Here is a 14,042-nt window from a genome sequence, read left to right on the forward strand (position 1 = left end):
TGCCGCCTCACCCCCGTCGAGGACACCGGAAGCGAGGTGGGCACCGACACCGACACTGCCCTCGAGCTCAGCACCTGACAACCCCAACGAAGGATCCAACCGCTACACCACCACAAGGGGCTTGACCGCACGATGAGGACCCCGTGCCGTGGCCTCCGGAGGAGGCGGCCGCCGTCGTCCAGGAGGCAGGCGGGGTCCTCTCCCATCAGAGCGCGCTGCTGGTGCACCGCCTGGTGGTTCCCCGATGGGTGCGGCCTGACGGGCGTCTGCACATCAGCCGCCCCCATGAGCTCGGCATCTGCGATCGCGTGGGTGTGCGCACCCACAGCCGTGAGGTTCCGGCCGACGACGTCGTGGAGATCCACGGCATCCGCACCACCTCGGTGGAGCGGGCTTGGCTCGACCTGGCCGCGCTGAGGCCGCGCGGGCCCCGCGACCCCCTCGTGATCGCCGGAGACGCGCTGGTGAACCGGCCGTGGGCGGACGGCAAGCGAGGCGACCCCGTCACGACTCCCGAGCGACTCCGAGAGGCCCTCCGCCGGACGGGCCGGTTCAAGGGAGTGCGCCTGGCGCGGGAGGCACTGCACCTGGTTCGGGTCGGGGCCGACTCCCCACCGGAAACCGAGCTCCGCCTCGCACTGATCGACGCTGGGCTGCCGGAGCCGGAGCTTCAGGTGCCCGGTGATCCGCAGGATCGGTTCGCCCCCATCGTCGACCTCGGCTATCGGGCGTGGCGGCTGGCACTCCAGTACGACGGCGAGCACCATCGGTCCCGCGAGCAGCAGGCACGCGACGCGCGGCGCGACGGATGGCTCCAGGACCACGGGTGGCGCTCGCTGCGCCTCACCGCCGACGACCGGCTGACCGGCTTCGCACGGGCGATCGAAAGTGTCCGCCTCCGGAGGGGAGAGGATCGGTCAGGTGAGCGAGTCCTCCCACGCCCGGTGCAGCGCCGCGAACCGGCCGCCCTGCGCCACGAGCTCCGCCGGGCTGCCGTCCTCGACGATGCGGCCGTCGTGCACCACGAGCACCCGGTCGGCGGTCTCGACGGTGCTCAGCCGATGCGCGATGATCAGCGCCGTGCGGTTGCCCAGCAGCCGCTCGAGGCCGTCCTGCACGAGGCGCTCGCTCGGCAGGTCCAGCGAGGACGTCGCCTCGTCGAGGATCAGCACGGCCGGGTCCGCGAGGAACGCCCGCGCGAAGGACACCAGCTGCCGCTGCCCTGCGCTCAGCCGCCCCCCGCGCTTGGACACGTCGGTGTCGTACCCCTCGGGCAGCGCGAGGATGAACTCGTGCGCGCCCACGGCTCGCGCCGCCGCCTGGATCTCCGCCTCGGACGCCCCCGGCCGGCCCAGCGCGATGTTCTCCGCCACGGACCCGGAGAACAGGAACGCCTCCTGCGTCACCATCACCACGTTGCGCCGCAGGTCCCGGCTCGCCAGGTCCTTCAGCTCCACGCCGTCCAGGGTGAGCGAGCCGGACGTCAGGTCGTAGAACCGCGCGATCAGCTTCACCAGGGTGGACTTGCCCGCGCCGGTCTGCCCCACCACGGCCACGGTCTGCCCGGCCGGAATCGTCAGGTCGAACTCGGGCAGGATCACCTTCTCCGGCCCGTAGCCGAACACGGCGTCGCGGAACTCGATGCGCCCGGAGGCCACGCCCTCGCCGGGGCGCGTCGCCCCCGGCAGCAGCGCCGGCTGGGCGGCCTCGACGACGGCGGGCTCCTCCTCGAGCAGGCCCGAGACCTTCTCCAGCGCGGCGCCCGCGGACTGGAACGAGGAGTAGAACATGGCCACCATCTCCATGGGCTGGAACACGCGGCGCCCGGCGAGCAGCAGCGCCACGAGCACGCCCACCTCGAGGTCGCCGGCCAGCACGCGGAGGCCGCCGAACACCAGCAGCGCCACCACCGTGAGGTTGCCGGTCACCACGAGCACGGGCTGCAGCACGCCGAAGAGGTTCAGCGTCTCCACCATGTCGTCCCGGTAGGCGGTGGCCAGTCGGGTGTACTTCGCGTCGTTGGCCCGCTCGCGGCGGAACGCCTGCACAGCCCGGATGCCCGTCATGGTCTCCACGAAGTGCACGATGGACCGCGCGGAGGACACGCGGGAGCGGCGATAGGCCTCCTCGGAGCGCACCTGGTACCAGCGCACCGCGATCGCCACGGGCACGAACGCGATCAGCAGGACCAGGAACGACGGCGCGTCCAGCAGCACGATCGACGCGGACGTGAACACCATGAACAGCACGCCCGAGACGAGCGAGGACACGCCCTGGTCCAGCAGCTCCCGGAGCGCCTCGAGGTCCGAGGTCTGCCGCGAGATCACACGGCCGGAGGTGTAGGTCTCGTGGAAGCCGAGCGAGAGACGCTGCGTGTGCTGGAACACCCGCACGCGCAGCGCCAGTAGCATGCGTTGGCTCGCCTTGGCCGTGAGCCACTGGTAGACGCCCAGCAGGACGCCCGCGGTCAGGCCCGTCAGGGCGTACACCCCGCCCACCAGGACGACGACGGGCCACGGGTCCGCGCCCGTGCGCACGGCCTCGACCACCTGGGGCAGGCCCCGGTCGATGGCCCACGCGATGATCAGCGGCACGGCCGCCCGCGCCGCGTTGGAGACGAGCACGAGCAGGGCGGTGAGCAGGAGCGTGCCCCGCACGGGCGCCGCGAGCTGGCGCAGCAGCGCCCACGAGCGGCGGCGGACGTGCCGACGCTCCTCGGGCGTGTACTCGAGGGACTCCTCCCCGCCCACGCCGACGACGCGCAGGGAGGCCGCCTGCGCCGGGTCCACCACGGTGAGCGTCGAGGTGTCGGGGCCCGTCACGCCGCGGTCGGCCGGGCGATCCGGTGCCGTGCCGGGCGCCTGCGCTCGGGGATCCTGCGGGTTCATCGGGCGTCCTCCGTGGTCGGGGCGGCGTGGGAACCGGCGGCGTCGGCATGGGAAGCGGCGTCCCCGGCGTCGGCGAGCCGCTCGAGGGTGCGGTCGGCCTGCGCGCCCGTGGTGATGATGTCGCGGTACGCGGCGGAGCGGGCGAGCAGCTCGGCGTGCGTGCCGACGTCGATGATCACCCCGTCCTCCAGCACCGCCACGCGGTCGGCGAGGGCGACCGTGGAGGGCCGGTGTGCCACGATCAGGGTCGTGGTCCCGGCGAGCACCTGCCGCAGCCGGGCGGTGACCGCCTCCTCGGTGCGCACGTCGAGCGCGGAGAGCGGGTCGTCGAGCACGAGGATGGCCGGCCGGGCTGCGATCGCGCGGGCCAGCGCGATGCGCTGGCGCTGGCCGCCCGAGAGGCTGAGCCCCTCCTCGCCGATCTCTGAGTCCACGCCCTCGGGCAGGTCCTTCGCGAACCCGGCCTGCGCGGTGTCCAGCGCGGTCTCCAGCAGCGCCTCGGCGGCGGGGGAGTCCAGGCCGTCGGCGATCGCCTCCGCGGGCGCGCCGAGCAGCACGTTCGCCCGGATCGTGTCGGAGAAGAGGGTGGCGTCCTCGAACGCGATGGACACGCGGCGCCGCAGCTCCTCGAGGGGATACTCCCGCACGTCGAGCCCGTCCACCTCGACGGCGCCGCCCGTGACGTCCTGCAGGCGCGGCACGAGCTGCACGAGGGTGGACTTGCCGGAGCCGGTCACGCCCACGAGCGCCATCGTCTCCCCGGGCACGAGTTCGAGGTCGACGTCGGCCAGCAGGGGCGCGGCGTCCGCGGGCGTGTCCGGGTAGGCGAAGCGCGCGTGCCGGAACGCGAGGCGGCCCGACGACGGCGGCAGCCCGTCCAGCACCACGGCCGAGGTGGCCTCCGAGGAGGCGACGGCGCGCGAGGTGGCCTGCTCCTCGGCGGCGTCGGTGCCGGTCGGCGAGGCGATGGCGACGGGGGTGCGCATGACCTCGAGGTGCCGGTCGATGCCCGTCTTGGCGGCCAGGGTCATGCCCATGAGCTGGCCGATGCCCTCGACGGGCCGGGAGAGCACGGCCGTGGTGGCGAAGTACGCGGCCAGGGCGCCGACCGTGAGGTCGCCGACGGCCACGAGGTAGACGCCCAGGGCCAGCGCGACGCCGAGCACCACCTCGGGGAGGGCGACCACGAGGCCCGTGAACTGGGCGAGCACCGCGGCCTTGTGCACCTCGGTGCCCTGCAGGGTCTCCGCCTCCCCGCGGAAGCCCTCGAGCGCGTCGGGTCCGCGGCCGAACGCCTTGAGCACGCGGATGCCGTGCACGGACTCCTCCACCGTGGTGGCGAGGTCGCCCGCCTGGTCCTGGGAGAGGCGGGAGGCGGCGCGGAAGTCGTTGCGGAAGCGGAACGAGCGGATCATGATCGGCACGGCGGCCACGAGGTAGAGCAGGGCCAGCTGCCAGGACATGGTGAAGAGCAGCACGAGGCCCACGACGATGGTCACGCTCTCCACCACGAGCATCACGGACCCGAACGCGATCCAGCGGCGCAGCAGGGAGAGGTCCGCCTGGGCGCGCGAGAGCAGCTGGCCGGAGGGCCACGCGTCGTGGAAGCTCGCGGGCAGGCGCTGCAGCCGCCGGTAGATGCTGATCCGCGCCCGGTTCTCCACGTCCGCGGCGGGCGGCAGGATGAAGAAGCGGCGCAGCCAGATGAAGAACGCCTCGGCCAGGCCCAGGGCGCCCAGGGCGAGCGCCGCCCACCACACCCCGGCGGCGGGGTCCGCCGGACCCGGGACGCCGGGGGCCGAGTGCGCGAACACGGTGTTCACGAGCACGCGGATCACCTGGGGGATGGCCAGCGCCACGAGCCCCGCGGCGAGGGCGGCGAGGAGCCCGCCCACCCAGCGGCCGCGCATGCCCTCCAGGTACGGGGCGACCCCGTGCAGGGCGTCGCGCAGGGGGAGGGGCTCGGAGGAGGTGCGGGTCACACGCGCACTCTACCGGCGGCGGCGGACCTCACAGGGCGGGATCGCCCCAGGCAGGTGCGGTTCGGAGGGTCCCGCTCAGACCCGGGGCACGAGGTCCAGCACGACCGCCTCGGGCCGGCACGCGAACCGCACGGGTGCCGACGGCGCCGAGCCGAGCCCGGCGGACACCTCGAGGGGCACGGTGCGCCCCGCCGCGGTCCACGTGGACACGCCCGAGGCCTGGGAGCGGGGCAGGTCGCAGTTGGTCACGATCGCCCCGAAGCACGGGAGGCACACCTGCCCGCCGTGCGTGTGGCCGGCCAGCAGCAGGTCGGCACCGTCCGCCGTCATGGCGTCCAGCACCCGCCGGTACGGGGCGTGGGTGACGCCGAGGCGGAGGACGCCGTCGTCGGGACGGGCCGCCGCACCTGCCGGCGCCGCGGCCTCCTCCGGGAAGCCCGGCCACGCGTCGAGGCCGAGGTGCGGGTCGTCCGTGCCGGCGGCCGCGATGCGCGTCGGCACGCCACCCTCGGAGCCCAGCTCGAGCACGACCCCCCGGTTGGTCAGGTCCGCCCACCCGGCGGCACGGAAGGCGCCGAACAGCTCGCCGTGCGGCAGCTCGGCCCGCCCGGCCTCCATCCGGGAGGGCCCCCGGAGGTAGCGCAGCGGATTGGCCGGCTTGGGCGCGTAGTAGTCGTTGGACCCGGGGACGAACACGCCGGGCATGTCCAGCAGCGGGGCCAGCCCGTCGAGGACGAGCGGCACGGAGGCCGCCGCGGAGATGTTGTCCCCCGTGTTCACCACGAGGTCCGGCTCCAGGTCCGCGAGCCCGCGCAGCCACGCGAGCTTCGCGCGGTGCCGGGGGAGCAGGTGGATGTCGGAGAGGTGCAGCACGCGCATCGGCCGCGCCCCCGCGGGCAGGACCGCGAGCGTGTGCGTCCGCACCACCCGGGCCTCGGCCTCGGCGAGGCCCCAGGCCAGGCCGAGGGCCGCCGTCGTGCCCGCGCCGACGGCGACCCGCGCGCCGGTGCGCACGAGCCGCCGTCCACGGCCCCGGGTGAGGTCCACGGTGCTCATTCCGGGACGTTCTCGGGGTCGGCGCCGCCACGCTGGATGTCCTCCACGAAGAAGTCCGTGCCGTCCGGGTGCGGGCCTTCCTCGCCGGGGTCCTCGGACTGCGGTCCGGAGTACTCGGGGAGCTCTCCCGGGGGGTAGATCTCCTTCGCGCGCTGGTTGAACTCGAGCCAGGACGGGCCGTTGAAGGTGGTGCCATAGAAGACGTCGCGCTTCTGGCCGCGGACGGTCTCGCCGATCATCGACTTCAGGTTGGTGTACCGGCCGGACCACACGGCCGTCGCCAGCTCGGTGGTGTAGCCCACGAACCACGTGGAGGAGTTGTTGTTGTTGGTGCCGGACTTGCCGGCGAACTCGTAGCCCGCGCCGTCCGGGGCCAGGTTGTAGCCGGCGTGGTGGCGCAGAACGGGGGTCAGCTCGGCCACGTGCTCGGGGGCGACGACCTGGGTGCAGGTCGGCTCGCCCACGTCGTACTGGTTGCCGGTGGTGTCCGTGACCTCGAGGATCGCGCGCGGCTCGCAGTACAGGCCGTTCGCGGCGAGGGCCGCGTAGGCCCCGGCGAGGGAGAGCGGCGCCACGGAGTCCGAGCCCAGCAGGAAGGTGGGCTCGTCCGGCTGCAGCGGGGAGCCGTCGATCGCCCGGCGGATGCCCAGCTGGGTCGTGAGGTTCGTGATGTCGCAGAGGTCCATCTGGTAGGCCGTGGCCACGGTCGGCGTGTTGACGGACCAGAAGATGCCCTCGTCGATGCGGTCCCGCTTCACGAGGCCGCCCACCACGTTGTTGATGTTCCAGTCGGTGCCGATGCTGACGTACCCGCCGGGCCGGCACGAGGCCTGGAAGCGGGTGCCCGCGGGGTAGAGGTTCCGCGAGGCGTCCACGGTGTCCACCAGGTGGTTGCCGTTGCGCAGCCACGCGAGCGCCACGAAGGGCTTCAGGGTGGAGCCGGCCTGGAAGCCGGCGCCGCCGCCCCACTCGCGCTCCGCGTTGAGGTTGAGCGTGGTCCGGCCCAGCTCGTCCTTGATGGCGTACTCGGTGTTCTGCGCCATCGTGCGGATGTTGCCCGTGCCCGGCTCGAGGGACACGAGGGCCTGGCCGGCGCCGTAGGCCTCGTCGTTCGGGATGGCGCGGCGCGTGATGTCCTCGGCGGACTTCTGCAGCTCGGTGTTCAGGGTGGTGCGGATGGTCAGGCCGCCGCGGTCCAGGAGGGCGCGGCGGGAGAGCACGTCGGGTCCGAAGGTGGGATCGGCCAGGACCTGGCGCTCCACGTAGTCGCAGAAGTAGGCGCCGAACTCGGCGTTGAGGCAGCCGGAGGGCACGCCCTTCATCACGACCTCGAGGGGCTGGGCGAGGGCGTGCTGCAGCTCCTCCTCGCTCAGGTAGCCGTTGTTGCGCATGGCGCGCAGCACGGTGTCCCGGCGGTTCGTGGTGCCCTCGGGGTTGCGGGAAGGGTTGTAGCCGGTGGGGGACTGGACCATGCCGGCCAGGGTGGCGGCCTCCCAGCTCTCCAGCTCGGCGGCGGGCTTGCCGAAGACGTACTGCGACGCGGCCTCCACGCCGTAGGCGCGGCCCTGGAAGAGCGTGATGTTGAGGTAGCCCTCCAGGATCTGCTCCTTGGACATCTGCTTCTCCGCGGCCACCGCGAGCTTGATCTCCTTGACCTTGTCCGACACGTTCTTGTTGCCGGAGATGGTCAGGCGGGAGTCGCCGCGGATCTGCTGGGAGTTGATCAGCAGCTGGTTGACGTACTGCTGGGTCAGCGTCGAGGCTCCCTGGGTGGAGTCCGAGGTGGCGTTGTGCACGGCCGCGCGGACCAGGCCGCGCGCGTCCACGCCCTCGTGCTGGAAGAAGCGGGCGTCCTCGATGGCCACGATCGCGTGCTCCATGTGGTCCGAGACCTGGTCCAGGGTGACCGGCGTGCGGTTCTCCGCATAGAACGTGGCCAGCACCTGGCCGTCCTCCGAGACGATCGTGGAAGGGACCGAGACGGGCTCCGTGGGCAGCTCGTCCGGCATCCGGTCCAGCATGTCCTGCCCCACGCCCACGCCCGCGCCCGCGAGGCTCACGGCCGGCAGCATCAGCCCCGCCACGAGCAGCCCCGCCAGGGCGGAGAGCCCCAGGTACGCCAGCATCCGTCCGAGGACGCTGGAGCGAGCGGGGAGGGGGGACTTGCGGGACGCCATGGCGGGAAGTGTATCCCGCGTGGGTGGGCCGCCCTGCGGGCGGGACGCGTGCTCGCTACGCTGGTCCCATGACCCAGCACACGCGGTGGGAGTACTCCACCATCCCCCTCCTCATCCACGCGACCAAGCAGATCCTCGACCAGTGGGGTGAGGACGGCTGGGAGCTCGTGGCCGTGATCCCCGGCCCCGAGGGCGCCAACCCCGTGGCCTATCTCAAGCGCCCCAAGGCCGCGTGAGCCCGATGACCGAGCCCGACCGCCCCTCCTGGGGCTCCGGGACCGCGGCGGACCGGCTCGCCGCGCTGGGCCTCGCCCGGCCGGCCGTCGCCGCCCCCGTGGGCTCCTACGTCCCCGCCGTGCGGGACGGGGACCTCGTCCTCACCTCCGGCCAGCTGCCCTTCGTGGACGGCGCCCTGCCGGCCACCGGCAAGGTCGGCGCGGAGGTGGACCCGCAGCGGGCCGCCGAGCTGGCCCGCGTCGCCGCGGTGAACGCCGTGGCGGCCGTGCATGAGGTGGTCGGCGACCTCGAGCGCGTCGTCCAGGTGGTCAAGGTGGTCGGCTTCGTGGCCTCCGCCCCCGACTTCACCGGTCAGCCCGGCGTGATCAACGGCGCCTCGGACGTGCTCGCCGAGATCTTCGGCGACGCGGGCCGCCATGCCCGCTCCGCCGTCGGCGTGGCCGTGCTGCCCCTGGACGCGCCCGTGGAGGTCGAGATCACTGTCCGCGTCCGCTGACGCCGCCGCGCGGCGGGTCCCCGTCCCGGACCAGGACGTGGACCTCGCCCGCCAGTGGCTCGCCCAGCGATTCCGGCAGGTGCGCCCCGCCCGTCCGGCGTCCGCCGTCGTGATGGTGCGCGAGGGGACGGACGGGCCCGAGGTGCTGCTGCGCCACCGGACGGGGAACACTCCCCTCGGGCGGGTGGGCCTTCCCGGGGGCTCGCTCTCCACCTCGGACGCGGAGACGTGCCGGTGGTTCGGGCCCGAGCCCGCGCGCTGGTCCGCGTGCCTCGGCATCCCGGATCGGCGCCGCGCCCGCCAGCACGTGGTGGCCGCGGTCCGCGAGCTCTTCGAGGAGACCGGCGTCCTGTTGGCGGGGCGCTCGGACGGGGACATCGTGCTCCAGCCCCGTGGCCGCTCCTGGGGCGGGACACGGGCCTCCCTCGAGCAGGGGGAGGCGGGACTGCCCTCGCTCCTGGACTCCCGCGGTCTGGGACTGCGCGCCGACCTGCTGCGCCCGCTCGAGCGCTGGCAGAGCGCCCTCCACAGCCACCGGCGCTTCGACACGGTGGTGTTCGCCGCGGCCCTGCCGCCGCAGCAGACCGCGTCGGAGGCGGCCGCCGGCGCGAGCGAGCGGGGCTGGTGCTCCGCGCGACGGATCCTCGAGGGGCCCGTGGCCCTGCCCGGTCCGGAGGGCTGGCTCGGCGAGGCGGGCACGGTGCGCCTCGACCAGGTCTCCACGCCCATGACCCAGGCGCTGCTGCGGCGTGTGGCCGCCCACCGCACGGCCGCCGCCTTCCTGCTCTCCCTCACGGAAGGGGTGGGGCGGGGCGCCATCCCGCAGCGCACCGTGGTCACCGAGCCCGACGACGGCAGCGGCCGCCTGTGGATGCACGCCGAGGAGACCGGGCGGCACTGAGCACACACGAGGGGGCCCGCCTTTCGGCGGGCCCCCTCGTGTGTGCGGTGCGGGTCAGCGCGAACGCTGGCGCAGGCGCTGCAGGTCCAGGATCACGACGGCGCGGTTCTCGAGGCGGATCCAGCCGCGCTGCACGAACTCGGCGAGCGCCTTGTTCACGGTCTCGCGAGAGGCGCCCACCAGCTGGGCCAGCTCCTCCTGCGTGAGGTCGTGGGCCACGAGGAGCCCGTCCGCCGCGGGGCGGCCGAAGCGGTCGGCCAGGTCCAGGAGCGCCTTCGCGACGCGGCCCGGAACGTCGGAGAAGACCAGGTCCGCGAGGGACTCGTTGGTCTTGGACAGGCGCTGGGCGAGGGCCTGGAGCAGCTGGAGGGAGACCTCGGGGGAGGACGCGATCGCGCGGCGCAGGTTCTCGTGGCGCAGGCCCGCGAGGCGGGCGGCCGAGACCGCAGTGGCGGTGGCGCTGCGCGGCGCGGGGTTGAACAGGGCCATCTCGCCGAAGATCTCACCGGGGCCGAGCACGGCCACGAGGTTCTCGCGCCCGTCTGGAGCCGTCCGGCCGAGCTTCACCTTGCCGGACATGATCACGTACAGCTGGTCGCCCTGATCGCCCTCGTGGAACGCGGACGAGCCGCGCGAGAGCTCCACCTCGGTCAGCTCGGAGGTCAGGATGGCGAACACCTCGTCGTCCAGGTGAGTGAACAGCGGGGCCTTCCGCAGAACCTCGAGATCCATGTGCGTCCTTCCTCTGCCTGTCTCACCCCGACGGCGTGCCGCCGAAGTCTGTCCGGTCCATTGTGCCCCATGCCCCTCGAGGCTGCCGATACCCTGGAGTCCCCCACGGCGCCTGCCGACGCGGATGCTCCGCGCGGGGAGAGGATGAGGAGTGGACACGGGATGATCTTCGGCCTGACCTGGTTGGACGCGGTGCTGCTCGTGCTCCTGGTCATGTTCTTCGTGCAGGGCCATCGCCGTGGCCTCGGCGTCGTGCTGGGCAACCTGGCGGGGTTCATCGCGGGCGCGCTCATCGCCTTCCTCGCCGTGCCCGTCGTCTCCCAGTGGGCCACCGGCACGGGCTGGCGGTGGGTGCTCACCCTGGTCACGGTGGTGGCCCTCGTCGCCTCGGGCCAGTACGTCGGCGCGGCGATCGGCGCGCAGCTGCGCCTGCGCATCGGTCCGCCCGTGCTGCGCCGCGTGGACCGGCTCCTCGGCGCGCTGGCGTCGGTGCTCGTGGCCGCGCTCGTGATGGGCCTCCTCTCCTTCTCCCTCGGTGCCCTGGGCAACACCGCGGTCACCCGTGAGGTCGCCCGGTCCCGCGTGCTCACCACGGTGGACGCCGCCATGCCCGACGCTGTTCTCTCGTGGGCGGCCCGCGCCCGCGCCGCGGTCGCCGGCCTCGACGGCCTCCCCGAGGTGGAGCTGCCCGCACCCGCCGAGGACGCCGACGCGCCCGACCTGCCGCCCGTGACCGCGGCGCTCGGCTCCGGTGCCACGGGGTCCGGCGGCCCCGACGCCGCTGCCGTTCCCGGCTCCTCGGCCGCGGCCCCCGGTGGTGAGCCGTCCGGCGGCGCGGCCCCTGCGGACACCCCGGGCGCGGCCCGGCCCGGCGAGGCCGGCACCCCCGGCGACGCGGGCACCCCGGGCGAGCCGGGGTCGGCCACGTCGCCGACGTCTGCCGACGACTCGGCGGGAGCGGGGCCTGCACCGCTCCCCAGCACCCCCGCGCCGGGGGAGCCCGGCGCGTCCCAGCCCGGCGCGCCCGAGCCGGACGCCGCACCGTCGCGCTCCCAGCCGGACGCGCCCGCAGACCCGGCCTCCTCCGCGCCCGCACCGGCCGCGGCGGCGTCGAGCCCGACGACGGCGGCTGCCCGTCCGTCCGGACCGGCCGCCGCACCGCAGCCGGCGCCGGCCGCGGACGTGTCCCGCTCCGTGGTCCGCCTGACCGGCACCGCCACGGCCTGCGCGCAGGTCCAGAGCGGCTCCGGAGTGGCGATCGCCCCGGACCGCGTGCTCACCAACGCCCACGTGGTGGCCGGCGTCCCCGCGCCCACCGTGCTCGACCGCGACCGCGGGGTGTACGCGGCACGCGTCGTCCTCCTGGACACGGCCCGGGACCTCGCGGTGCTCGCCGTCGACGGGGCGCAGCTGCCCGTGGCGCGTCTGGGTGCGGAGCTGGGCGTGGGCGACACGGCCACGGCCATGGGCTACCCGGACAGCGGCCCGTTCGCCACCACCGCCGCCCGCGTGCAGGCCGTGGGCGAGGTCCCGCTCGAGGCCGTGGGCGGCGGCGCCGTCTCCGCGGTGGACGTCTACACCCTCGAGGCGGACATCCGCCACGGATACTCCGGCGGGCCCGTGGTGGCGGAGGACGGCACGCTCGCCGGCCTCGTGTTCGCCCGCGCGCCGGGGTCGGGTCAGATCGGCTACGCCCTCACGGCGGACGCGATCGCCCGGACGGTGGCCGTCGCGCCCAGCCTGAGCTCCACCGTCTCCGCGGGGCAGTGCGTCGTGGGAGGCTGACCCGTACCCCCGCCGCGTCTGCATCCTGGACGCGGGTTCCCACGCATCGGACGATGTCGTATTGTGTGGTCGATCACATCTGCACCCCGTCCTTCCCCGGAGGTCCCCCATGTCCACATCCGTCTCCGCCACGGACGCCGCACCGCGGCAGTCCCGTGAGGAGTTCACTGGCCGCTGGGCCTTCATCCTCGCGGCGATCGGCTCGGCGGTCGGCCTCGGCAACATCTGGCGCTTCCCCTACGTGGCGTACGAGAACGGCGGCGGCGCCTTCGTCGTCCCCTACCTCATCGCGCTCCTCACCGCGGGTATCCCCCTGCTGTTCTTCGACTACGCGATCGGCCACCGCTTCCGGGGCTCGGCGCCCCTGGCCTTCCGCCGGCTGAACCGCTGGGCCGAGGCCATCGGCTGGTGGCAGGTGCTCATCTGTGTGGTCATCGGCATCTACTACGCGGCCATCATCGCGTGGTCCATCCGCTACACGGGCTTCTCCCTCACCGAGGAGTGGGGCGACGACCCCGAGGGCTTCTTCAACGGGACCTACCTCCAGGTGGCCGACGCCCCGCAGCCCTCGTTCGACATCGTGCCCGGCGTGTTCTGGCCGATGCTCGCGGTGTGGGTCATCCTCATCCTCGTGATGGGCTTCGGCATCCGCCGCGGCGTCGCGCTGGCGTCCATGATCGGCATCCCGCTGCTCATCGTCATGTTCCTCGTGCTGGTCGTCATCGCCCTCACCCTGCCGGGCGCCACGCAGGGCCTCGACGCCCTCTTCACCCCGCACTGGGCGGCCCTGGCCGAGCCGGGCGTGTGGATCGCGGCCTACGGGCAGATCTTCTTCTCCCTCTCCGTGGGCTTCGGCATCATGATCACCTACGCGTCCTACCTGAAGAAGCGCACGAACCTGACGGGCTCCGGCCTCGTGGTCGGCCTGTCCAACTCGGGCTTCGAGATCCTCGCCGGCATCGGCGTGTTCTCGGCGCTGGGCTTCATGGCGCAGGCCTCCGGCGTGCGCGTGGACGAGGTGGTGGCCAGCGGAATCGGCCTGGCCTTCGTCGCGTTCCCCACGCTGATCTCCCAGGCCCCCATGGGCGCCCTCGTGGGCATCCTCTTCTTCGGCTCCCTCGTGATCGCGGGGTTCACCTCGCTCATCTCCATCCTCGAGGTCGTGGTCTCGGCGGTGAAGGACAAGCTGGGCTGGGGCCGCTGGACCACCGTGCTGGTGGTGGTCGGCCTCTCGGCCATCGTGTCCCTCGCACTGTTCTCCACCACCACGGGCCTCTACATGCTGGACACCATGGACGCCTTCGCCAACAACTTCGGCATCGTGGGTGCCGCCCTCATGTCGGTGCTCGTGGTGACGGCCGTCCTCGGCTCGGCGCGCCGGATCGTGGCCCACCTCAACGCGGTCTCCTCGTTCCGTGTGGGCGGGATCTTCACGCTGCTGATCGGCGTGGTCATGCCCCTGGTGCTCTCCTACATCTGGCTCTCCTGGATCATGGAGACCATCCGGGACGGCTACGGCGACTACCCGGGCGAGTTCCTCGGCCAGTACGGCTGGGGCCTGGCCCTCGGCTCGGTGGCCTTCGCGGTGCTGCTGTCCCTGATCCCGTGGTCCAAGAAGTCGAACCTCTATGAAGAGCCCGTGGAGAACGAGATCCACGGCGACCTCATCCCGACCCACGCGGTCCCGGCCGGCACCACGCCCACCGGCGCCATCCCCGTGGTCCGCACGGACACGACGGACCCGTCCGTCGACGCGGCGGCCCGGGCCGTCCGGAAGGAGCACTGAGC

Annotated in this window: 10 protein-coding genes; 5 read left to right on the forward strand and 5 right to left on the reverse strand. The window is 73.5% G+C overall.

Annotated features, from left to right (window positions below; genetic code table 11):
- Positions 1-917: 917 nt before the first annotated feature.
- From KZX60_RS09725 to KZX60_RS09740, 4 genes are all read right to left on the reverse strand, one after another.
- Positions 918-2,888: an ABC transporter ATP-binding protein gene (locus KZX60_RS09725; RefSeq protein WP_248117921.1), complete on the reverse strand. Its 1,971-nt coding sequence runs from the start codon at positions 2,886-2,888 to the stop codon at positions 918-920.
- On the reverse strand, positions 2,885-4,870 hold the full coding sequence (locus KZX60_RS09730) for an ABC transporter ATP-binding protein (protein WP_248117923.1): 1,986 nt from the start codon (positions 4,868-4,870) through the stop codon (positions 2,885-2,887). The genes KZX60_RS09725 and KZX60_RS09730 overlap by 4 nt, the downstream gene beginning before the upstream one ends.
- Before the next feature lie 75 nt (positions 4,871-4,945).
- Positions 4,946-5,926, reverse strand: a complete 981-nt coding sequence (locus tag KZX60_RS09735; RefSeq protein ID WP_248117925.1) for a metallophosphoesterase — start codon at positions 5,924-5,926, stop codon at positions 4,946-4,948.
- Positions 5,923-8,103 carry a transglycosylase domain-containing protein gene (locus KZX60_RS09740; protein WP_248117927.1) on the reverse strand — a complete coding sequence of 727 codons (2,181 nt, stop codon included), beginning with the start codon at positions 8,101-8,103 and terminating at the stop codon, positions 5,923-5,925. The genes KZX60_RS09735 and KZX60_RS09740 overlap by 4 nt, the downstream gene beginning before the upstream one ends.
- A gap of 68 nt (positions 8,104-8,171) precedes the next feature.
- On the opposite strand from KZX60_RS09740, the gene KZX60_RS09745 reads away from it, so the two are divergent.
- Genes KZX60_RS09745 through KZX60_RS09755 form a run of 3 tightly spaced genes read left to right on the forward strand, consistent with a single transcriptional unit; the run spans position 8,172 to position 9,737 of the window.
- A complete protein-coding gene (locus KZX60_RS09745) occupies positions 8,172-8,339 on the forward strand; it encodes a DUF4177 domain-containing protein (protein WP_248117929.1) in 168 nt (55 codons plus the stop codon).
- Positions 8,340-8,344: 5 nt separating this feature from the next.
- Complete coding sequence (locus tag KZX60_RS09750) at positions 8,345-8,836, forward strand: RidA family protein (protein ID WP_248117932.1); 492 nt, start codon at positions 8,345-8,347, stop codon at positions 8,834-8,836.
- 37 nt (positions 8,837-8,873) lie between these two features.
- Complete coding sequence (locus tag KZX60_RS09755) at positions 8,874-9,737, forward strand: NUDIX hydrolase (RefSeq protein ID WP_248117934.1); 864 nt, start codon at positions 8,874-8,876, stop codon at positions 9,735-9,737.
- A gap of 54 nt (positions 9,738-9,791) precedes the next feature.
- Here KZX60_RS09755 and KZX60_RS09760 read toward each other — a convergent pair whose 3' ends face one another.
- On the reverse strand, positions 9,792-10,469 hold the full coding sequence (locus KZX60_RS09760; protein ID WP_248117936.1) for a Crp/Fnr family transcriptional regulator: 678 nt from the start codon (positions 10,467-10,469) through the stop codon (positions 9,792-9,794).
- A gap of 162 nt (positions 10,470-10,631) precedes the next feature.
- Here KZX60_RS09760 and KZX60_RS09765 point away from each other — a divergent pair, with 162 nt between their 5' ends.
- Both KZX60_RS09765 and KZX60_RS09770 read left to right on the forward strand, forming a co-directional pair.
- Positions 10,632-12,254 carry a CvpA family protein gene (locus tag KZX60_RS09765; protein WP_248117938.1) on the forward strand — a complete coding sequence of 541 codons (1,623 nt, stop codon included), beginning with the start codon at positions 10,632-10,634 and terminating at the stop codon, positions 12,252-12,254.
- Positions 12,255-12,363: 109 nt separating this feature from the next.
- Positions 12,364-14,040, forward strand: a complete 1,677-nt coding sequence (locus KZX60_RS09770; protein ID WP_248117940.1) for a sodium-dependent transporter — start codon at positions 12,364-12,366, stop codon at positions 14,038-14,040.
- Positions 14,041-14,042: the final 2 nt, after the last annotated feature.

This window comes from Micrococcus sp. EYE_212, from assembly GCF_023147585.1.
Lineage (GTDB): Bacteria > Actinomycetota > Actinomycetes > Actinomycetales > Micrococcaceae > Micrococcus.

Coding starts and splice junctions, on each gene's coding strand:
- KZX60_RS09725 (WP_248117921.1), bottom strand. CDS start 2,888: ATGAACCCGCAGGATCCCCGAGCGCAGGCGCCCGGCACGGCACCGGAT.
- KZX60_RS09735 (WP_248117925.1), bottom strand. CDS start 5,926: ATGAGCACCGTGGACCTCACCCGGGGCCGTGGACGGCGGCTCGTGCGC.
- KZX60_RS09740 (WP_248117927.1), bottom strand. CDS start 8,103: ATGGCGTCCCGCAAGTCCCCCCTCCCCGCTCGCTCCAGCGTCCTCGGA.
- KZX60_RS09745 (WP_248117929.1), top strand. CDS start 8,172: ATGACCCAGCACACGCGGTGGGAGTACTCCACCATCCCCCTCCTCATC.
- KZX60_RS09750 (WP_248117932.1), top strand. CDS start 8,345: ATGACCGAGCCCGACCGCCCCTCCTGGGGCTCCGGGACCGCGGCGGAC.
- KZX60_RS09760 (WP_248117936.1), bottom strand. CDS start 10,469: ATGGATCTCGAGGTTCTGCGGAAGGCCCCGCTGTTCACTCACCTGGAC.
- KZX60_RS09765 (WP_248117938.1), top strand. CDS start 10,632: ATGATCTTCGGCCTGACCTGGTTGGACGCGGTGCTGCTCGTGCTCCTG.
- KZX60_RS09770 (WP_248117940.1), top strand. CDS start 12,364: ATGTCCACATCCGTCTCCGCCACGGACGCCGCACCGCGGCAGTCCCGT.